The 21309-nt window shown below is 39.0% G+C and carries 21 protein-coding genes; 12 read left to right on the top strand and 9 right to left on the bottom strand.

Translation table 11 applies throughout. From position 1 onward, the window contains the following. Window positions 1–163 precede the first annotated feature (163 nt). From adeL to CSB87_RS03565, 5 genes are all read left to right on the top strand, one after another. A complete protein-coding gene (gene adeL, locus CSB87_RS03585) occupies window positions 164–1195 on the top strand; it encodes a multidrug efflux transcriptional repressor AdeL (RefSeq protein ID WP_002049092.1) in 1032 nt (343 codons plus the stop codon). Window positions 1196–1371: 176 nt separating this feature from the next. Next, entirely contained in the window at window positions 1372–2157 is a 786-nt protein-coding gene (locus CSB87_RS03580; protein ID WP_031952938.1) for an ABC transporter substrate-binding protein, read from the top strand. A 91-nt stretch (window positions 2158–2248) separates the two neighbouring features. Then, window positions 2249–2938, top strand: a complete 690-nt coding sequence (locus CSB87_RS03575; protein ID WP_000010370.1) for an ABC transporter permease — start codon at window positions 2249–2251, stop codon at window positions 2936–2938. Beyond that, complete coding sequence (locus CSB87_RS03570; protein WP_106105033.1) at window positions 2935–3648, top strand: ABC transporter permease; 714 nt, start codon at window positions 2935–2937, stop codon at window positions 3646–3648. The genes CSB87_RS03575 and CSB87_RS03570 overlap by 4 nt, the downstream gene beginning before the upstream one ends. A 9-nt stretch (window positions 3649–3657) precedes the next feature. Further along, window positions 3658–4434: an ABC transporter ATP-binding protein gene (locus CSB87_RS03565; protein WP_000438610.1), complete on the top strand. Its 777-nt coding sequence runs from the start codon at window positions 3658–3660 to the stop codon at window positions 4432–4434. A gap of 70 nt (window positions 4435–4504) precedes the next feature. Here CSB87_RS03565 and abeS read toward each other — a convergent pair whose 3' ends face one another. The 4 genes from abeS to CSB87_RS03545 form a co-directional block, all read right to left on the bottom strand. Continuing rightward, window positions 4505–4834, bottom strand: a complete 330-nt coding sequence (gene abeS / locus CSB87_RS03560; protein WP_000121131.1) for a multidrug efflux SMR transporter AbeS — start codon at window positions 4832–4834, stop codon at window positions 4505–4507. Window positions 4835–5068: 234 nt separating this feature from the next. Further along, window positions 5069–5332 (bottom strand): YfhL family 4Fe-4S dicluster ferredoxin, encoded by a 264-nt coding sequence (locus CSB87_RS03555; protein WP_004707811.1) that lies wholly within the window; start codon window positions 5330–5332, stop codon window positions 5069–5071. A gap of 2 nt (window positions 5333–5334) precedes the next feature. Beyond that, on the bottom strand, window positions 5335–6705 hold the full coding sequence (gene yegQ, locus CSB87_RS03550) for a tRNA 5-hydroxyuridine modification protein YegQ (protein ID WP_031952937.1): 1371 nt from the start codon (window positions 6703–6705) through the stop codon (window positions 5335–5337). Between the two features lie 56 nt (window positions 6706–6761). Then, the gene (locus tag CSB87_RS03545) at window positions 6762–8228 is read right to left on the bottom strand and encodes a PLP-dependent aminotransferase family protein (RefSeq protein ID WP_079377790.1); all 1467 of its coding nucleotides are present in this window, start codon (window positions 8226–8228) and stop codon (window positions 6762–6764) included. A gap of 228 nt (window positions 8229–8456) precedes the next feature. Here CSB87_RS03545 and CSB87_RS03540 point away from each other — a divergent pair, with 228 nt between their 5' ends. Further along, on the top strand, window positions 8457–9326 hold the full coding sequence (locus CSB87_RS03540; protein WP_031952934.1) for a PhzF family phenazine biosynthesis protein: 870 nt from the start codon (window positions 8457–8459) through the stop codon (window positions 9324–9326). A gap of 53 nt (window positions 9327–9379) precedes the next feature. Here the strand turns inward: CSB87_RS03540 and CSB87_RS03535 are convergent, their stop codons facing one another. Next, window positions 9380–10159, bottom strand: coding sequence for a ferredoxin--NADP reductase (locus CSB87_RS03535; RefSeq protein ID WP_031952932.1), 780 nt, complete (start codon window positions 10157–10159; stop codon window positions 9380–9382). A gap of 104 nt (window positions 10160–10263) precedes the next feature. Between CSB87_RS03535 and tsaA the strand changes: the two genes are divergently transcribed. After that, the gene (gene tsaA / locus CSB87_RS03530) at window positions 10264–10992 is read left to right on the top strand and encodes a tRNA (N6-threonylcarbamoyladenosine(37)-N6)-methyltransferase TrmO (RefSeq protein WP_004746622.1); all 729 of its coding nucleotides are present in this window, start codon (window positions 10264–10266) and stop codon (window positions 10990–10992) included. 9 nt (window positions 10993–11001) lie between these two features. Here the strand turns inward: tsaA and CSB87_RS03525 are convergent, their stop codons facing one another. After that, window positions 11002–12270, bottom strand: coding sequence for an MgtC/SapB family protein (locus tag CSB87_RS03525; protein WP_031952930.1), 1269 nt, complete (start codon window positions 12268–12270; stop codon window positions 11002–11004). A gap of 288 nt (window positions 12271–12558) precedes the next feature. Here CSB87_RS03525 and CSB87_RS03520 point away from each other — a divergent pair, with 288 nt between their 5' ends. From CSB87_RS03520 to CSB87_RS03505, 4 genes are all read left to right on the top strand, one after another. Continuing rightward, window positions 12559–14316, top strand: coding sequence for a GspE/PulE family protein (locus CSB87_RS03520; RefSeq protein ID WP_004707823.1), 1758 nt, complete (start codon window positions 12559–12561; stop codon window positions 14314–14316). Between the two features lie 75 nt (window positions 14317–14391). Continuing rightward, a complete protein-coding gene (locus tag CSB87_RS03515) occupies window positions 14392–14742 on the top strand; it encodes a NirD/YgiW/YdeI family stress tolerance protein (RefSeq protein ID WP_031952928.1) in 351 nt (116 codons plus the stop codon). A 104-nt stretch (window positions 14743–14846) separates the two neighbouring features. Continuing rightward, window positions 14847–15509: a response regulator transcription factor gene (locus tag CSB87_RS03510; protein WP_002049133.1), complete on the top strand. Its 663-nt coding sequence runs from the start codon at window positions 14847–14849 to the stop codon at window positions 15507–15509. Then, window positions 15506–16864, top strand: a complete 1359-nt coding sequence (locus CSB87_RS03505; RefSeq protein ID WP_031952925.1) for a sensor histidine kinase — start codon at window positions 15506–15508, stop codon at window positions 16862–16864. The genes CSB87_RS03510 and CSB87_RS03505 overlap by 4 nt, the downstream gene beginning before the upstream one ends. Before the next feature lie 65 nt (window positions 16865–16929). On the opposite strand, the gene hemP is transcribed toward CSB87_RS03505, so the two are convergent. Further along, window positions 16930–17100, bottom strand: coding sequence for a hemin uptake protein HemP (gene hemP, locus CSB87_RS03500; RefSeq protein WP_000993415.1), 171 nt, complete (start codon window positions 17098–17100; stop codon window positions 16930–16932). A 136-nt stretch (window positions 17101–17236) separates the two neighbouring features. Here hemP and CSB87_RS03495 point away from each other — a divergent pair, with 136 nt between their 5' ends. Continuing rightward, window positions 17237–18139, top strand: coding sequence for an NUDIX domain-containing protein (locus tag CSB87_RS03495; RefSeq protein WP_004886228.1), 903 nt, complete (start codon window positions 17237–17239; stop codon window positions 18137–18139). Window positions 18140–18161: 22 nt separating this feature from the next. Here the strand turns inward: CSB87_RS03495 and CSB87_RS03490 are convergent, their stop codons facing one another. Together CSB87_RS03490 and mrcB are read right to left on the bottom strand one after the other, a co-directional pair. Further along, window positions 18162–18713, bottom strand: coding sequence for a tetratricopeptide repeat protein (locus CSB87_RS03490; protein ID WP_031952922.1), 552 nt, complete (start codon window positions 18711–18713; stop codon window positions 18162–18164). 20 nt (window positions 18714–18733) lie between these two features. After that, window positions 18734–21130 (bottom strand): penicillin-binding protein 1B, encoded by a 2397-nt coding sequence (gene mrcB, locus CSB87_RS03485; protein ID WP_031952920.1) that lies wholly within the window; start codon window positions 21128–21130, stop codon window positions 18734–18736. Window positions 21131–21309 lie beyond the last annotated feature (179 nt).

Below are 21309 nucleotides of genomic sequence, written 5' to 3'. Positions count from 1 at the left end.
GACTTTTAGTTATGGTCCGTATGGGAGAAACAGGGTTTATGGAATGGACGGAGCATAAAAGTTTGTCAATCACGAATAAATATATTAAATTTGATAACACTATTCGTATTTTTATAACAATTGATGTATCTGAATAAAGAAATGCATTAATAGGAGTGTGCGTGTGGATCTATTTCATGCCATGAGAGTGTTCAACAAAGTGGTTGAAACAAATAGTTTCAGTTTAGCAGCTGATAGTTTGGGTTTACCGCGTGCTTCTGTGACCACAACTATTCAGGCTTTAGAGAAGCATTTACAAGTTCGTTTGCTGAATCGGACAACACGAAAAATTAGTCTCACACCGGATGGCGCCGTATATTATGATCGGACAGCCCGTATTTTAGCGGATGTTTCCGATATTGAATCTTCCTTTCATGATGCAGAGCGGGGGCCAAGAGGTCAGCTTCGTATTGATGTGCCTGTATCCATTGGCCGTTTAATTTTAATTCCAAGACTACGCGATTTTCATGCACGCTATCCTGATATTGATTTAGTGATTGGTCTAAATGACCGACCTGTAGACTTGGTGGGAGAAGCAGTTGATTGTGCAATTCGGGTCGGTGAATTAAAAGATTCAAGCTTAATTGCGCGTCGTATCGGAACTTTCCAGTGTGCAACTGCTGCTTCACCGATTTATTTAGAAAAATATGGCGAACCTACCTCAATTGAAGATTTGCAAAAAAACCATAAAGCGATTCACTTCTTTTCAAGCCGTACCGGACGCAACTTCGATTGGGATTTTGTCGTTGATGATTTAATTAAAAGTGTATCAGTACGTGGACGTGTTTCTGTAAATGACGGTGATGCTTACATCGACTTAGCTTTGCAGGGTTTCGGTATAATTCAAGGCCCACGTTATATGCTCACCAACCATTTAGAATCGGGTTTGTTAAAAGAAGTATTGCCTCAGTGGACGCCAGCGCCGATGCCGATTTCAGCAGTTTATCTTCAAAATCGTCATTTATCGCTCAAAGTAAAAGTGTTTGTAGATTGGGTCGCTGAACTTTTTGCAGGTTGTCCATTACTTGGCGGTACGGCTTTACCTTTCGACCAGAAATGTGAATTTGCCTGTGATAAAGAAACTGGTCATGAATATACAATTCGTACTTTGGTCGAGCAGCACAATATTGCTGAAGCTTATACACTCAAAACTTAATCTTAAAATTTGATTGATTTTTCAACATTTAAACCGTCAATACAGTTCATTGCTTAGACATCTTCATAAATCCTTAATTTACTGGTATAGAAATTGCAATTATTTCGGCAGAAGAGTAATTTAGAAATTGCTCAAGTTTTTATCACCTTATTAGGATTTTAAGGAGAAGCTTCAAGATGGCAAGCTTTATGAAAAAAATGTTCGTTTCAACAACCTTAGTTTTGGCTGCTGTTGTAACGAATGTTCAAGCAAAGGATTGGAAGGTGATTCGTTTTGGTACTGAGTCGTCTTATGCGCCGTTTGAATATAAAACACCAGATGGCAAGTTAACTGGTTTTGATGTTGATTTAGGTAATGCCATTTGTGCAAAGCTTAAAGCCAAATGTGTTTGGGTGGAAAACTCTTTTGACGGGATGATTCCCGCGCTTAAAGCGAAAAAATTTGATGGCATTCTTTCATCAATGACCGTTACTGATGAACGCGCGAAACAAATTTTATTTAGCAGCAAAATCTACAACACGCCAACCCGTATGGTTGCAAAAAAAGGTTCGCCGTTGTTACCAACACCTACTTCATTAAAAGGTAAGCGTGTCGGTGTACAGCAGGGCACTATTCAAGAAACATATGCTAAAACCTATTGGGCTCCAAAAGGTGTGAGTGTTGTTCCTTATCCAACTCAAGATTTGATTTACCAAGACATGATGTCTGGTCGTTTGGATGCAACTTTACAAGATGCAATCATGGTTGATGGCGCTTTCTTAAAACAACCGAAAGGTAAAAACTTCTCTTTTGCTGGCGGCAATGTGGTTGATGTCAAAACATTGGGGGTAGGTGCGGCTATCGGTTTACGTAAAGAAGATGCAGACTTGAAAGCGAATATTGACAAGGCACTCGCTGCAATCATTGCGGATGGCACATACAAGAAACTCGAGAAAAAATACTTCTCTTTTAGCATTTACTAATGATGTGAAAATTGTCGGCTAAGTGCCGACATTTTTAAATCTATTCTCATCTCATCAATATTAGATATTGTTTTTAAGGAGAAGATGAGTCATGTCTTTTTCTGGCTACGGGCCACTCCTTCTCAGCGGAACATGGATGACCATACAGCTTGCGCTGTTATCACTCTTGCTTTCTGTCATTATTGGCTTAATTGGTGCGAGTTCAAAACTCTCTAATATTAAAGCTTTACGTTATATTGCGACCGCCTATACCACACTCATCCGTAGTGTGCCTGACTTAGTGATTATGCTGCTGTTATTTTATAGCTTGCAGTTGGGTTTAAACCAAATTACTGAAGCACTGCAAATGGACCAGATTGATATCAACCCATTTGTGGCTGGTGTCATTACATTAGCGTTCATTTATGGTGCATATTTTACCGAGACCTTTCGTGGTGCATTTCAATCGGTTCCGAGGGGACAAATTGAAGCAGCAATGGCCTATGGGATGACGCCGTGGCAGGTTTTTCACCGTGTATTATTCCCTCAAATGATGCGTTTTGCGTTGCCTGGCATTGGTAACAACTGGCAAGTTTTGATTAAGGCGACCGCGCTGGTTTCCATTATTGGCCTGACTGACATTGTAAAAATTACGCAAGATGCGGGTAGAAGTACCATGCAACTGTTCTTTTTCAGCATCGTGGCTGCCGCTATTTATTTGGTCATTACTACCGTGTCGAACCTGATCTTAATGTGGCTTGAACGTCATTATTCTGCTGGTGTGAGGAAGGGGCAATTATGATTGAAATCCTTCAACAATATTGGAAAGCATACCTTTGGACTGATGGCCTACAAATGACCGGTGTCGCGATGACTGCTTGGTTATTGGTGCTTTCTATTGGTATTGGGTTTGTGCTTGCTGTGCCTTTGTCACTTGCACGAGTATCAGAAAATATCTGGTTGCGTGGTCCAGTTTGGTTGTTTACTTATATTTTTCGTGGCACACCACTGTACATCCAACTGTTAATTATTTACTCGGGTATTTATAGCTTTGATTATGTCCATGAACATCAAACTCTCGATGCATTCTTTCGAGAGGGCATAAATTGCACCATTTTGGCATTCGCGCTCAATACTGGTGCATATACCACTGAAATCTTCGCTGGAGCGATTCGTTCTATTCCACATGGTGAGATTGAAGCTGCTCAAGCTTTTGGTATGTCAAAATGGAAACTCTACACACGTATTATCATTCCGTCGATGTTACGCCGTGCTTTACCGTTTTATGGCAATGAAGTCATTTTAATGTTGCATGCCACAACCATTGCATTTACAGCAACAGTTCCTGACATTTTAAAAATTGCGCGTGATGTGAATGCAGCAACCTATGACACTTTCAGTGCTTTTGGCATTGCTGCGGTGTTATATGCAGTGCTGGCTTTTATTTTGATTTGGATATTTCGTAAGTTGGAAAAACGTTGGTTGGCATTTTTAAAGCCATCGAATCATTAGGAGACATAAATGGAACAGGTTGCAAAACTAGTGATTCGTGATTTACACAAAACATTTGGCGATCATGAAGTACTTAAAGGAATATCACTTGATGCAAATGCCGGTGATGTAATTAGTATTATTGGTTCATCTGGTTCAGGTAAAAGTACCTTGCTGCGTTGTATCAACTTTTTAGAACAACCGAGTAATGGCACGATTAAGCTCAATGGTGAAAAACTACGCACAGTCTTTGATAAAAAAGGCAATTTAAAAGTAGTTGACCCAAAGCAGCTACAAAAAATGCGTACCCAGCTCATGATGGTGTTTCAACACTTTAATTTATGGTCACACATGACAGTGCTAGAAAATGTCATTGAAGGGCCAATCCATGTACTTGGAGTAAAACGTGCTGAAGCAGAAGAGTGTGCACGCAAGTATCTACGTAAAGTTGGATTGCCTGAAAGTGTTGAGAGTAAATATCCAGCATTTTTATCTGGTGGTCAGCAGCAACGTGTAGCAATTGCTCGTGCTTTAGCTATGGAACCGGAAGTGATGTTATTTGATGAACCAACCAGCGCACTTGATCCAGAGTTGGTAGGTGAAGTACTAAAAGTAATGCAAGGCTTGGCTGAAGAAGGTCGTACTATGATTGTAGTCACACATGAAATGGGCTTTGCACGTCATGTGTCTAATCAGGTGATTTTCTTGCATCAAGGGAAAATTGAGGAACAGGGACATCCTGATGAAGTACTTAACAACCCGAAAAGTGAGCGTTTAAAGCAATTTTTGACGGGCAGTTTAAAATAAGCTGTTGATACCGAGTATGGTGAAACTTTTTTAACATTCTCATCATACTCGGTTGCTTTTTAATTATATTTTATAGATGAGTATTTTTAGAAAATACATTAATAATCACAATACCCGCGATCATTAAAGCTAAACCAATGCAGGCAGCTAAGTCTAAATGCTGTTTGTAAAATATCCAGCCAATTGCAGAAATTAAAATAATACCTGCGCCTGACCAAATGGCATAGGCAATCCCGATCGGAATTGTTTTGAGCGTAAGAGATAATAAATAAAAAGCAACTGCATAACCCACAACCGTAATAATAGACGGAATGGGAACAGTAAAGCCTTGAGATGCTTTTAATGCTGAAGTTGCAATAACTTCACAAGCAATCGCAATTGCTAAATAAAGATAAGACATGGGAAGCTGCGCCAGAAAGGGTTTTAATCAATCTATATGAAATGTTGAAATGATTTGACCAGTTTTAACGATTGTTCAATTTTTTGGTACAAAAGTACCAGTAAACCAAACTGAACTGATAAATTGATTTTATCACTAGCAAAGTGGTCTCAGCTATTTATTCGTTTATTCAATCATTGATCTGCATGGTCATTTAAGAGGATCAGTGATTTTAACTTGATCCTCTAAATGGTTTTAAGAAGAGAATGAGCCGATTAAATTCAGACCTTTAAATTTTTCTAATAATTGCTCTCTATTTTCAATATGTGCAGGGTCTGGTTCTATACAATCGATTGGGCAAACCGCTTTACATGTTGGCGCATCGTAAAAGCCTACACACTCGGTACAACGAGATGAATCAATTTCATAAACTTTGCTTCCTTCAAAAATAGCTGTATTGGGGCATTCGGGTAAACACATATCACAATTGATGCAGTCATTCGTAATCAAAAGGGCCATGTTTAACTCACTGAATAAGCCAATGTAGAGGCAGTAATACTTTCTTTCGCATGCGGCAAATTGCGTATGAGTAGGGCATAACTAACATCAACATCTTGTGAAAGTGGAATCTCAACAAAATGTCCCGAACCTTTAGCATCTGTAATTGGATTGCCCTTTAAATCGCGCATTTCGGTTAAGGTAAAGCTGATATTGCCTTGAGGCGTCATGAGTTCAAGTGAGTCGCCAAACACAAAACGGTTTTTCACCTCAATGCGAATATAATCGCCGTGACGTTCTAAAACTTCACCACAAAATTGTTGATAGTCAAAGTGTGATGATCCGTCAGTATAGTTTTGATATTCGCTATATACATGCCGTCTTAAAAAGCCTTCAGTGTAACCGCGGTTTGCCAAACCTTCGAGTTGGGTCATTAAACTTGGGTCAAAAGGTTTACCTGCTAATGCATCATCAATGGCTTTTCGATAAATTTGAGCAGTGCGAGCACAATAAAAATAGGATTTAGTACGGCCTTCAATTTTCAGTGAGGCAATGCCCATTTTTGTTAAACGATCTACATGTTGTACCGCACGTAAATCTTTAGAGTTCATAAAATAGGTGCCGTGTTCATCTTCTTCGGCAGCAAACATTTCTTCATTATTACGTTGTACGAGTAAAGTTTGAACCGAGGTTGTTTCTGATTGTGCTAATGAGCAGCAAGACTTTTCTGACTCATTGAGCTGAGTAACTGGAATTATATCGCCGTTTGCATCTTCTTGGGCTTCATGCAGTTTATAGTCCCAACGGCAAGCATTGGTACAAGCACCTTGGTTGGCATCACGCTTGTTCATATATCCAGAAAGTAAACAGCGGCCTGAGTAGGCCATGCATAGAGCGCCATGTACAAAAACCTCGAGTTCAATATCTGGCACATGTTGCTGGATTTCTTCTATTTCTTCTAAAGATAATTCACGCGATAAAATCACACGACTTAGGCCGTAGTCTTTCCAAAATTTAACAGTGGCCCAGTTAATAGCGTTGGCTTGAACCGATAGATGAATTTGCATTTCTGGAAAATGCTCACGTACCATCATAATTAAGCCGGGATCAGACATAATCAAAGCATCTGGCTGCATAGCTACAATTGGCTCAAGATCGCGTATAAAGTTTTTTAATTTGCTGTTATGTGGCTGAATATTTACCACAACATAAAACTTCTTACCCAAAGCGTGGGCTTCATCAATTCCGATTTTTAAGTTGTCATGATCAAAAGTATTATTACGTACACGTAAGCTGTAACGAGGTTGGCCTGCGTATACTGCATCTGCACCATAAGCAAATGCATAGCGCATGTTTTTAAGAGAACCTGCGGGAGAGAGAAGTTCGGTTTTCATAAAATAAAAGGCATAAAAAATATATGGTTTTATTTTATTAACTCCGCATTTTTGATTCAACCTACTGAATTAGTAGGAATTTGAGTTATATCATTTTGCGCGGGTAGCATATTTTTTGCTAACTCTCCTAAGCGCATCAAAGCATTTAACATTTTCGGATTTAATTCGAAACAGGCTGCTATACGTAAACAATGACTAAAACGTTTATCAGCCGAACATAAAATTCCTGGCATACATAAGATCTTTTCATCCATTGCTTGATCAAACAGTTCTAATGTATCAATAGATTCGGGTAGCTCTAACCATAAAATAAATCCAGCTTGTGGACGACTAACTCGAGTACCGAGTGGAAAATAGCGACAAATATAAGAGTTGATGGTATCGATTTGTTGTTGATAGCGTTTTTTGAGCTGACGTAAATGCAGATCATATCCGCCATTTTCTAAAAAAAGTCCTAAAGTTTCGGTGAGTAAAGTTGGTTCGGCAACGGTTGTTGTTAATTTAATTTGCTGCACAATATTACGAAAGCGTCCAGCTTCTAGCCAACCAATTCGATAGTCAGGTGCCACAGTTTTGGTATAGCTACCACAGACCAAGACCCATCCATTTTGGTCAAATGCCTTAATGTTGGGTAGGAGAGGCTCGGTGAGTTGTAGTTCAGCATACATTGCATCTTCAATAACCGGAATTTGGAACTGATTAGCGAGCTCTGCTAAACGCCGGCGATTGCTTTCAGGCATGCTAAAACCAAGAGGATTATGTCCTGTCGGAATAGTTAATATGGCTTGTACACTTTTAGATTTTAAGAGTTCTTCAAGTGCATCTAGACACATCCCTGTATGCGGCGAAGTCGGCACTTCTACGATTTTTCGCCCTAAATTATGAAGAAGCGGGTACAGGTTATGAAAAGTAGGTATTTCAAGTGCTATGCTGTCACCCGCTTGAGTAGTTGCCATAATCGCGAGACTTAAAGCCTCCATCGTGCCATGAGTGAGTACAATATCATCTGCTGAAAGAAACATACCAAGCTGTAAACTTCGCCTCGCAATTTGAGTACGTAAACGTATAGAGCCGGGCGGTAAAGTGTAGTTTTTAAAAATGTCTGGCTGTGTCCGTAAAACTTGAGCAGTTAAACGTTTTAATCTTTCTATTGGATAGAAGTTTTCTCCAGTAGGGCAAGCTAGAGCTAAATTGGCATAGTCAGGCTCCATCTGTTTTTTAACAATTTGTGCGAGAAAACAGCTAATTCCTGAAAGAGATACTTTTTCTTCACTGACATAACGCTCTTCGAGTTCTAGTAAGTTTGAAGGCGCATGACAAACATAGTAGCCAGACTGTGGGCGAACTGAAATTAAACCTTGGTCTTCAAGCTGACGATAAGCTTCTTTTACGGTGTTAATACTGACCTGATAATGTTGCGCACAGCCACGAATTGAAGGCAGCCTAGAACCTACAGGCTGCCTACCATTCTGGATTTGAAGGGTGAGGTCATCACTCACTTTTTTATATTTGTACATGTCAATTTATTAAAAAGTAAAAGCAATTGATACACTTTATAGTGATCTGGTATTTATCTCAAATATTGTTATTCGCTTAGATTAATCCTTTAAGCAGGATTTATTTTTAAGAACTGTGTCTATTATTTTTCATATTAACTGATACTGTGACCATCAAAAATAAATTAGTAAGATCAAAAAATGGTGAGCATTTAAAGCCATATTTTTTAATTATAAAATCAGTAGGAGTGGTCTATGTCTGTTGTTGCATTTAAACAAGTTGATGTTTTTACTTCACAAGCATTTCAAGGTAATCCTGTTGCGGTCATTATGGATGCCAGTACTTTAACGTCTGAGCAGATGCAAGCCATTGCGAACTGGACCAATCTTTCTGAAACCACATTTGTATTTCCAGCCACTGATTCACAAGCTGACTATCAGGTTCGAATTTTTACTCCACAAAGTGAGTTGCCATTTGCAGGACATCCCACAATTGGTACCGCCTATGCTTTGCTTGAAGCGGGTATAGTGACTGCTAAAGAAGGTAAGTTAGTACAGCAATGCGGTGCAGGTTTGGTGACTTTGACTGTAAGTGATTCAAAGCATATTTCATTTGAACTCCCTAAGCCTAAAATTACTCCACTCGATGCAATGCATACTGAAAAATTGGCAGAAATTTTAAAATGTAAAATTAATACACAATGGAATGCAGCATTGATAGATGTAGGTGCGCGTTGGGTTGTATTACAAGCTGTAAATGCTAAGGCTGTTTTAGATAGCCAACCCGACTTTGCTGCTCTAAAAGAACATGATTTAGAAATGAAAGTTACGGGTGCGACAGTTTTCGGTTTTTATGAAAATGATGATGTAGAAAAGCATATAGAGGTCCGTTCATTTGCACCTTCATGTGGTGTAAACGAAGATCCAGTTTGTGGTAGTGGTAATGGGAGTGTAGCGTCTTTTATTCGTTACTATGGTATTTTGCCAGCACAAAATGACCTTGTGCTTTCTTCACAAGGTCGTGCTTTAGGGCGCAATGGACAACTTAAGCTTGAATTGCATCAAGGTAAAATTTTAGTGGGTGGAACAGCTGTTACCTGTATTGATGGCAGCATCACCTTATAAAAAGAGCTATAAAAAAACCGAGGACTTTACCTCGGTTTTTTATTTAAAAAATCTTATTTTTCTACGAACGCACGTTCAATCACGTAGTCGCCCATTTCACCCATACGAGGTGATTCAACTAAACCATGTTGGTCAAGTAACGCAGCAACGTCTTTTAAGAATGCAGGGCTACCGCAAAGCATTGCACGGTCAGTTTCACGGTTGAAACGTGGTAAACCGATTTTTTCAAATAAAGCGCCTGTTTCAATTGCAGTTGTTACACGGCCTTGTGTGTGGAAAGGTTCACGAGTAACAGTAGGGTAATAAACAAGTTTGTCTTTAATACCTAACTCTTCAAAGAATTCATGGTTTGGTAATTCGTTCAAGATCAGGTCTTGATAAGCTAATTCAGAAATATAGCGGGTACCATGAACAACAATTACTTTTTCAAAACGTTCGTAAGTTTCTGGGTCACGAATAATTGACAAGAATGGAGCAAGACCAGTACCGGAAGATAAAAGGTACAAGTTTTTACCTGGTAAAAGATCATCATGAACCAATGTACCTGTTGGTTTTTTAGAAACTAAAATTTCGTCGCCAACTTGTACTTTTTGCAAAATCGAAGTTAAAGGACCGTCTTGTACTTTAATCGAGAAGAATTCTAACTCTTCTTCGTAGTTCGCACTTGCAATCGAATATGCACGCATTAACGGTTTGCCATTCACTTCAAGTCCGATCATCACGAACTGACCATTTTTAAAACGTAAGCTAGCGTCGCGTGTAGTTTTAAAACTGAAAAGGGTGTCATTCCAGTGGTGCACATGAGTAATGCGTTCAACGTTAAAAGCAGCCATTAAAGGTCTCGATCACGATTAAAAGAAAACAGGTTGCTATTCTAATCTAATTTCATTCCCGATAAACTGAATATATTTAATTGTGTTTATAAGAAAAAGTGATGATGAATTCTGTCACCCTCCCAATAGTCGGGCACATGTGCTCACCTTTTCGAGAAAAATTTGGTATTCCACGTCAGCCTAATTTGGTCAATATCGAGTCTTATATCGAAATGGTAGAACCTTATAATGACTTATTAGCTTTTGAGGGAATCGAACAATTTAGTCATCTTTGGCTCATCTGGCAGTTTCATGACAATAAAAATCAGGAGACTGCAACTAAGTTTCGGCCTCAAGTTCGCCCACCACGTCTAGGGGGCAATGAAAAAATAGGTGTGTTTGCAACACGTAGTATGTATCGTCCGGCGCCTATAGGCTTATCTGTAGTACGTTTAAACAAGGTTGAAAAAGTCGGTAAATCATTAAGAGTTTATGTTACTGGCAGTGATTTATTAAATGGCACGCCAATTTTAGATATTAAGCCTTATATTCAATATTCAGATGCAATTGTTGATGCTCAAAGTGGTTATGCGCAGGCCGAACCAGAACGAAAATCGGTCTTATGGTCTGAAAATGCATTGTCTTCCCAGCAGCCTCTTTTTAAAAATAAAGAAATTAATGCACAATATCTTGATGAATTAGAACAAGTATTGTCATTAGATCCTAGACCTGCCTATCAAGAAGACCCTGAACGAGTCTATAAAATGAAATTTTCGAATTTTGATATTCATTTTAAAGTTAATGGCAATGTCATTACAGTTGTTGATATGGTGAAAGACACATCGCTCGTGTAATAAAGCTATTTAGAACCAATGTATGTTCATCCAGAGCAAGCCAATAAATATTGTCATATGCAAAATTTGGGCAGGTATGAAAGCAAGGGCATAATGCAGTCCACCAGAAATAGCCGAGTTAATGCTTTTAGCAATCGCATGAACAGCAAAGCCACCCATGAACGCGATTAATAACGACGTCTGAGAGTTATTTGGTTCACCTTGTACAATCACTGCTGCAATAGCGGCATGTATTTCGAACAAAGAGGCAAGTAGTGTCCCAGCGATTAAGCCTGCATTACCTAAATATAGGCTTAGGCCATAAACCCCTGCCTGAATGAGCGTAAGTGTCCCAGCAATAATAATCGCTTCTTTTAAGCTGAACATTCTGGTATCGAGTTCAGATGAAGTCGTACTTGGTTCTGCCTTACGTAATAAGATGAAAGCCCATACCGCTAAAAAAGCCAATGCAATGAGTGTTGGAAATATAATGAGTTTGAACCATGCCAAACTTATACCGACGACAATAATTAAGGTTTGTACCAATGTGGAAACACATGACATTAATGCTGCACCTGCATTTGTCTTGGCATTTGCACGACCAGAGCGTACTTCCAAGCCCAGACTCGCGATAGTGGCGGTACTTGAAACAAAACCTGATGCTAAAGAAGAGAGTAATAAAGCATTTTTAGAAGATAAAAGCCGCTTTGCAATATGTGCGAGGGCTTGCACAAATAAAATCAACGTCAGTAACTTTAAAATCACATGAGGGTTTAGAACGGGGCCCCAAAAAGGTTTATTGGGGACTAAGGGTAAGGCAATTAAAAGTAATGCCAGTAAAAAAATCCCGTCGCGCAATTCTGATTCGGTAATCCATTGACTGGCTATGCCATGCATCGATTGTTTTGCTAATAAAATAATCGTCATGATGACTGCGAGACCCGCAGCTAACGAAATATTCCAGATACAAAGCGCTCCTATAAAGTAAGTCATAATAAAAGCGAGTTCTGTAGTAACACCGGGGTCATTCGGCTGGTTTTTAAGAGAGACAATACTGATCGCGCCTATAAGTAGAGCACCTACAATCCCAATTTCAGTACCAAATAAAAAGCATATTGCTCCGAGTAGGGAGCTAATTGCAAAAGATCGAAAACCTGCGAAAGTTTTATATTCGTGTTTTAACTTACTTCGTTCGCGCTCCAGACCAATTAATAACCCGCAGCCCAATGCAGCAGCAATGATAGTGATAAATTCTTCAAATGATGCAGTTTGTAATGACATTGTCATTGGAAGATTCATAATACTTCCTCTTGGGTTTATTGTTATATGTAGATGTCAGTCATTTTTAAATCATATATTCATGTCCAGTTTATGCTTTTTATTGTATTGAGCCTAGTCTCTTTTTTAATCAAACTATCATAATAAATATCTTTATAAATATGATCTATGACGCAAAAAAAATCTAAGTTGAGAATTGGTTTAATTATTTGAAGTTAAAAGATATTTAAAAGCTAAATTTGAAGATTTTTAGACCAGCTAAATCTAAAACATCTCTGCTATATTATAAAAATATATTGGGGATAACACATGAATGCACATGTAGAAATAGACGCACATTGGTGTCTGGAACAACTATTACAAGAAGGCCGCATTACTGAACGGGACAAATTATTGGTACAAACGACAAATAGACAAAAAGATCAATTGAAATGGCATCCATTACAGTGGATTGCACATTTTAATTTAAAAGACCAACAGCACGTACAAGCACATTTAAGTCTAAACCGCCTGTGCCAATGGTTTGCCGATCGAGCGCAATTACCTTTATTTGTGATTGATCCTTTAAAAGCAGATGTAAGCGCTTTAACTCAAGTCATGTCACAAGAGTTTGCAATTCGAAACCATATTTTAGCTGTAGAAGTTCATGCGGACCGAATTGTGATTGGTACAGACCAGCCTTTTAAAACAGATTGGTTAAACAATTTGGAAAGAAGCCTGGCACCGAAGAAAATTGAACGCGTACTGCTTAATCCCGAACAGTTGCAACGTTATTTGCGAGAATATTATCAGGTTAGCCGAGCAGTAAATTCAGCTCAGAAAGATGCTGCGCATGACCGTGATAACAAGGGAGTAGAAGCACTTTTACAGCTTGGTGATAGCCAAAACCCTGATGCCAATGATCAACACATTGTGAAATTGGTCGACTGGATTTTACAGTTTGCATTTGAACAAAGCGCCAGTGACATTCATATGGAACCGCGTAAAGACAATGGCAAAGTTCGGTTCCGTATTGATGGTGTTTTACATACCATTTATAACATGCCCTCAAATACACTGACTGCCGTGATTTCCCGAATTAAAATTTTAGGGCGATTAAATGTAGCGGAAAAACGTAAACCGCAAGATGGTCGGTTAAAAACACGCACACCGAAAGGGCAAGAAACCGAGCTCCGTTTATCTACCTTACCAACAGCGTTTGGTGAAAAACTGGTTATGCGTATTTTTGATCCAGATGTACTGGTACGTTCCTTTCAGCAATTGGGTTTTGACCAGTCATTGCTGCAACAATGGCAACGCATAACACAAAATAGTCACGGCATTATTTTGGTTACTGGTCCAACAGGTTCTGGTAAAACCACAACGCTATATTCTTCTTTAAAGCAGCTTGCAACCGAGCAGGTCAATGTCTGTACCATTGAAGACCCGATAGAAATGCTAGAGCCTAGTTTTAACCAAATGCAGGTCAATAATGCAATTGAGCTGGGCTTTGCTGATGGTGTGCGTGCCCTGATGCGTCAAGACCCAGACATTATTATGATTGGGGAAATTCGTGACCAAGATACTGCAAATATGGCCATTCAGGCAGCACTCACAGGTCATTTGGTTTTATCAACTTTACATACCAATGATGCGCCGTCTAGTTTGACCCGTTTACACGATTTAGGCGTACAACCATTTTTAACAGCAGCGACTATTTTAGGGGTATTGGCTCAGCGTTTAGTGCGACGACTTTGCCCACACTGTAAACAAGAAACTCATATAAATGAGGAAGAATGGCAGCACCTAACATTTGACTATATTATGGAAATGCCTGAAAAAGTTTATCAAGCAGTAGGGTGTGAACAATGCCGACATACGGGCTATAAAGGTCGAGTTGGTATTTATGAGTTTATGCCCGTTAGTCTTGAGCTTAAGCATCTTATTAGCAGCCATGCGACATTAAATGAACTACGAAGCCAAACCAAAAAAGAAAGTGTAGAGCCTTTGAGAATTGCGGGAGCACATAAAGTCATTGAAGGGCTTACCACTTTAGAAGAGGTATTAAGAGTTGTTCCATTAAACTAAAATTTTCTTAAGATTCACCTCATTTATGCTTGTTTTACTGATGTCATTCCAAGATGTAATCAAATAGGTGATTTTATGAAAGCATTTAAAGTGATCTTGATGACAGCTCTTACTGGTATAGCGCTAGCTCCTATATCTATGAGTCAAGCAGCGGCTATATCTGCAACGGTCACTACTGTTAAGCAAGCATTAACGGCAAAAGACGATACGCCTGTAAAACTACATGGACAAGTCGTGAAAACTATTGGAGATGAGAAATATCAGTTCCGAGATAAAACAGGTACTATCACTATTAATGTAGATGATGAGCTTTGGCAAGGCCATCCTATTTCCCCAACAACTAATATTGGTTTAGTTGGTGAAGTAGATATAGACTTTAAACCCTCAAAACATGTAGAAATTGATGTAGAACAAATCCAGTTTTAAGCACTGGACTTTACATATAATATTTATAGCCGCACTGATGATGCGGCTTTGCTTTTTTAATAAAGGCTTGGCAAGATCAAGACAGAATATAACAGGAAAAATAGATGAGAATTTTGCTTGCGGAAGATGATCGCTCTCAAGCGGAAAGTATTCAATCTTGGTTAGAGTTAGATGGCTATCAAGTCGATTGGGTCGAAAGAGGTGATTATGCCCTTACTGCGATTGAGCAGCATGACTATGATTGTATTTTACTTGATCGAGGTTTACCTCAACTGGCAGGTGAAAAAGTCTTAACAACAATCCGTTATAAACAAAAAAATGTACCTGTCATTTTTATTACAGCGCGTGACAGCATTCATGACCGGGTAGAGGGACTAGATTTAGGCGCAAATGACTACTTGATTAAACCTTTTAGCTTAGAAGAGTTATCTGCCCGAATCCGTGCTCAATTACGTAATCAAACTTTAACTCAGCAATCGATTTTAATATGGGGAGATTTACATCTAGATACTCAAGCAAAAGTTGTATCGTTGGCCGGAAATTCCATTGATTTAACAGCGAAAGAGTTCCAAATTTTACGTAAGCTCATGGTTCATCCTGAACATATTGTTACTCGGGATCAATTAGAAGAAGCGCTCTATGCATGGGGGGACGAGATTGAAAGTAATGCAATAGAGGTTTTTATCTATCAACTTCGAAAAAAAATCGGCAGTAGCAGTATTAAAACCATACGGGGACTAGGCTACCGTATGGGAGATTTAAAATGAAAACGAATCGCTCCTCTTTGCAGTCTCAACTGGTTAAAACCACTATGTGGAGCAGTATCGTGGTGGGGCTGCTCGCTTTAAGCTTGCTTACCATATTTTCGATTTATCACAACATGTCAGTGCAAGATGAAATCATGGATGAAATTTCAGATACCTTATTGGTTTCTGATCTCTCTAAACATTCTATGAGACAATTTGACGAGCTCAGTGATGAGTTTGATATTCAGTATGAATTATTAAATTCTGGTCAATTGCTTACTCATTCTCATACCTACCAACATGAACTTTTTGAACAAGGCAATTTATCAAAAGGTTTTTCATATTTTTGGTTTGATGGTCAATTATGGCGTAGTCTGGCCGCACAACAAAAAGATTCAGAGCTGCAAGTTGAGGTTTTTCAACCCATGAGTACTCGTGTTGAAGAGGTACTCAAAGCACTCGCTGGATATAGTGGTCTTATGGTTTTGTTCTGGCTACTACAATGGGTCATTGTAAGTTGGCGTACCGAACAACAATTGGCGGCTCTCAATCTACTCTCTAAACGTATTGCTCAAAAAACCGCATCAAATTTAGAACCGATTCAAGACCCAGATGTCATTACAGAAATTCAACCCGTCATAGATGCATTAAACCAGTTACTTGCAAGGCTCCAAAGGGCACTCGTTGCTGAACAGCGATTTACCGCAGATGCATCACATGAGTTACGTTCACCTTTATCTGCCATACAAATGCGTCTGCAAGTTTTACAACGTAAATATCAGCATATTCCAGAGCTTGATCAAGACTTTGAACGCATCCAAGAAGATGTTTCAAGAAGTACCAAAATTCTTGAAAATTTACTGCTTCTTGCTCGTTTGGAACCTAATGAAATAGAACAACCAGAACTCTTTAAGAGTGTGATTGATTTAAACCATCTATTGTCTCGAGTAATTGAAACTGTAAGTATGGATGCACAAGCCAAACAAATGATGATTGAGACAAATATTTTGTCAAATGAAACCAAAATATTTGCAAATGAAGAATTACTTTTCATTGCTTTTAGAAATCTGTTTGATAATGCTATTCGCTATAGTCCTATGTTGGGTTTTATTCATGTTGAGCTCAGTCATGATCAGCAACAATTAAAAATTTCTATAGAAGACACTGGAAATGGCGTAGATGATGAAGTTTTAAGACGTCTAGGACAGCGTTTTTTTCGTGTATTAGGTACGCAGCAACAAGGCTCAGGATTAGGACTATCAATTACTAAAAAAATTATTCAACTCCATGGTGGGGAACTGCAATTTATGCATGCAAACCAAGGTGGTTTAAAAGTTGAGGTGACATTGCCTTTTAATCATGAAATACAAAAATAGCATGGTTGCCCATGCTATCCATTTTTTGTTTTCCCACGAATATTATTGAAACGCGAGGGTAGTTCTTATTTAGTTAAAATGAGACGGTTATTGCGAGTAAGGCGTAGTCGATATTCCTCGCCAGCATGCATAATTCGAATTTCACGACCTAATGCAAATAGGTTGTTAGAATGCAGCATTGGTAAGGCATGAGCTGAGTCAGTGTTACGAGTAAATAAGCTAAAAGGTGCGTTCATTTGTTGTGCTCCGTGGTATATTCTTGAACGATTTAAATGATAATCATTATCGAATAGATCTGTCAATGAGATTTTAAAGAATTTATAAATTGATAAAATTTGCTTACACTTGGGAAAAATTTGAGTGAGTAGAAAAATGCCTAAACCGATAGTCGATGTCGCAATAGCTATCTTAATTCATCGCGGAAAAATATTAGTTGGATGGCGTGGTGAACAGCAGCATCAAGGTGGAAAGCATGAGTTTCCAGGAGGAAAGGTTGAGCAGGGTGAAACGCCTGAAGAAGCATGCCGCCGTGAAATTTATGAAGAAGTCGGTATTGGTTTAAAAGATTGGCATCAGTTTGATTATATTCACCATGAATATGATGACATTATCGTCAACCTTCATTTGTTCCATAGCTATGTACCTGATGAATTATTAAATCTTATTCATCAGCCTTGGACATGGTATACGCGTGATCAGCTAGTTAACTTAAACTTCCCGAAAGCCAATAAAGATATTATTAAAAGATTGTATTGGCCGCATTTTATTAAAATTAGCGCTACGCTCACACTACCCGAAAATGATGAAACTTTAGTGTATTGGCGCAGTGAAAAAGATAATGTTAGTGAGGATGATCTAGAAAAATTAGCTCTTTTAGATACAAATCAGCTTTCAAAATTAATCATGAATGTCGATGTTTGGCACAAACTAAAACCTGATTTAAAAAGCCGTATAAGAACAGTACATCTTAAACAGTCTCAATTAATGAGTTTGCATAAAGGCGACTTAGAAGTGGGAGTACGTTTTATTGCTGCTTGCCACGATGCGGTTTCTTTACAGCATGCTCAGCAAATTGGTTGTGATGCTGTTTTTGTAAGCCCTGTCAAAGTAACAGAGACCCATCCTGACGCTATCGCATTAGGGTGGGATCGTTTTGCTGACTTAATTGACAAATGCCAGATTCCCGTCTTTGCTTTAGGGGGCATGAGTCCTGATGATTTAGCCACAGCACAGCAATATGGTGCGTATGGCTTGGCAGGTATTCGTAATTTTTAAAAAGACATAAAAGCATTAAAAGCTAGAGCGCTTTTAATGCTTGCTGAGCTTCCTGAACAGTTTTTGGGTTATTACGTTGTTGACCCGCTTTTAAAATTGTTAGCCAAAGCTGTTTTTTCATCGCTTGGCTCTGAGCAAAGCTTAAACCACGTCTTGCAAGAGACTCAGCATTAGCATATTGCTGTTTATGATTTGCAGTCAGTGCAAGAAATAAATAAGTCTCGGCGGCCTGTGGAGCTAAACGCTGGGCTTGAAGGGCGTAGCGCTCTGCATCTGACCATTGCTGGTTTTTGTAAGCTTGCTCAGTTTTTTGCATTAAAGTTTTAAAAGCTGGTAACTGGCTTCCATCCTCATTAAAGCGTTGGGGCTTTTTCTGCTGAGGAACAATCACCTGTAAACTTTTACGTTGAATATCTGGATGATCATAGGGTGTAATTTTTACACCAGATGGTGTCTCAGCATTCTTTTTTTCAGTAACAGGTGGTGTTTTGTCTTTTGGAGCTGAATGATCCGGTAAAGTTGTACAGCCGACCATAAGTACAGCACCAATATAAAAAACACCTTTCTTTAACATATCCTGTTTCCTGTTAATGCTTAGTTGTTATAACTACCACTAGAAATCACTCGTGTGTTATTCGACAGATCTTGTTCCATCTGGCTTTCACTCTCACGAATATAGCTATCGCTATTATCCGGTTGAGAAGCTGGTGCTGTGTTATCACTTTGTGGTGCGTATGTTGGATCAACTTGATAATACGGTGCTCCACATGGCGTAGCACGATGCGGAACCGTATGTGTCAGCATAGGGATATACATCGCGCCAGCACAAGCTTGTGCTGATAAATCACCTGTTACATGGTCAATCCATTGCCACTGTACCGTGTCTGGCTGACGTAGATTTACTGGTGTTTGACGTAATTGTTTCATCACATTAATCCACACTGGTAATGCACCAGATGAACCTGTTAAGCCAGTTACTTTGTTGTCATCTAGACCTAACCATACTACAGCGACATGGTTCCCCGAATAACCGGCAAACCATGAGTCTCGTGTATCGTTAGTTGTACCTGATTTACCAGCCAATTTTAAAGTAGGAGGTAAGCTGTTATACGCTGCGCGGCCCGTACCTGATGACATGACCTGTTGTAGGCCATAGTTCATGATATAGCCAACCGAAGGGTCAATGGTTTGTTGTACGTTTAAACCATAACGATCAAGTAAACGGCCATTTGCATCTACCACAGAACGAATCGCACGAGTTGGATATTTGAAACCACCTGTAGCGAAGTTTTCATAAATACCGAGTACTTCCATTGGTGACATATTAACTGCACCAAGGAAAATAGAAGGGTAGGCTGGAATTGGTGATTCAACGCCAAATTTTCTTAAGTTGTTGGTAAATGTAGATAACCCAAATTCTTGACCTAGACGAACTGCAGATAGATTGTAAGAGTTTGCTAAGGCTTCACTTAAACTTACAACGCCATGACCACCGCCACTATAGTTTTTCGGTGTCCAACTTTTACCGCCATCTACCGGAATGCTAATAGGAGCATCTTCGATCTTACTTGCCCAGTTATAACGTCCAGACTCAATTGCACTTAAATAAATCACTGGCTTCAATAAAGAACCGACTTGACGTTTTGCATCTAAAGCACGGTTAAAGCCAGTAAAATCTTGAGTTGAGCCAACGGCTGCAATCAACTCACCATTTTCAGGATGTGCAATCAGTACCGCACCTTGCAAGTTTTTCAAGCGGGCAGGGTTACTTTGAGTAAGACGTTCTACAGATGCTTTAAATGCATCTTGAACCTGAGTTTGTGCAATTGGGTCCAAGGTCGTAAAAATACGTAATCCTTGATTAGTTAAATCGCTTTCTTGATATTCGGTACGTAACTGACGGCGCACAATATCTAGGAAATCAGGGAATTTTGCAGGACCTAAGCTTGGCTTGCTGAGAACACCTAAAGGACGTGCAATTTCAGTTTCATATTCGGCTTGAGTTAAATAACCCATTACACGCATGTTATTCAATACTGTATCGCGACGATTTTTTGCTCCTTCAGGGTTTTTCCAAGGGTTATATAAAGATGGCCCTTGAACTAAACCGACTAAATAAGCTTGTTGCGCGACATTAAGTTCCCGAAGTGGTAAACCAAAATAAAACTGCGAAGCCAAGCCATAACCATTAATTGAATAGTTACCATTTTGGCCTAAATTTACTTCATTTAAATAAGCTTCTAAAATTTCATCTTTGCTGTAATGAAGCTCAATAAGTAAAGCCATTAATGCTTCATTAACTTTACGCTTTAATGTACGTTCAGGGGTTAGATAGAAATTTTTGACTAACTGTTGTGTCAGGGTTGAACCACCTTGGCGACGTCCTCCAGTGACATTACTTACTAAAGCACGTGCTGTACCACGAATTGAAATACCGTGGTGATGGTAGAAATTACGGTCTTCTGTAGAAATTAAAGCTTCAATGAGTGGTTTAGGAACATTATTGAGTTTGATCAGAACACGGTCTTCATTATGCTGAGGATAGATCCCACCAATCAGTAAAGGTTCTAAACGAGCCACACCTGTTGAAGAAGGTTTTGTACTGCGTACCTCTGCAACTTGGTCATTTGCAAAGCTAAGTTCTAAAACTTGTTCCGGTTCTACGCTATCACCATAGTCAAAACCGCGTGTATGTACATACATGTTGCTGCCTTGAGCAACGAAGGTTCCAGACTTGTCATAATTACTTGAAGTTTTGTAACCTAATAATTTTAATTCTTGGGTAAAATTTGCTTGAGTAATTGGGGCATTATTATAAATTTCCAAAGGCCGAGCGAACACTTTGGCAGGAATGTCCCAGCGCTGTCCTTCAAATTTTTCACGGATAATATTATCTAAACGAATCAGATAGATACTAAGAGCAATAAAAGCACCAATCACCAATATGGAAAAAATTAGTGCGAAGAAACCGATACCACGTTCAAACTTCATATAAATGAGATAAAACCCTAAACAATACGTTAATGATGCGATAGCTTGTCATCAATTTGCAATGATAAAACTGTGAATAAATGGAAAACTTAGATTGAATTTTACAGCATCTTGTTGTTATGTTTTTTTAAATTAATCAGGTTAATGTTATGATAGCGTAGAATCGCAGCGGAGCTTAC

Source organism: Acinetobacter sp. AR_0276 (assembly GCF_003000705.1).
Taxonomy (GTDB): Bacteria; Pseudomonadota; Gammaproteobacteria; order Pseudomonadales; family Moraxellaceae; genus Acinetobacter; species Acinetobacter nosocomialis.
Note: the sequence above shows the minus strand (reverse complement) of the source record. Positions and strands in the feature narration are given on the sequence as shown.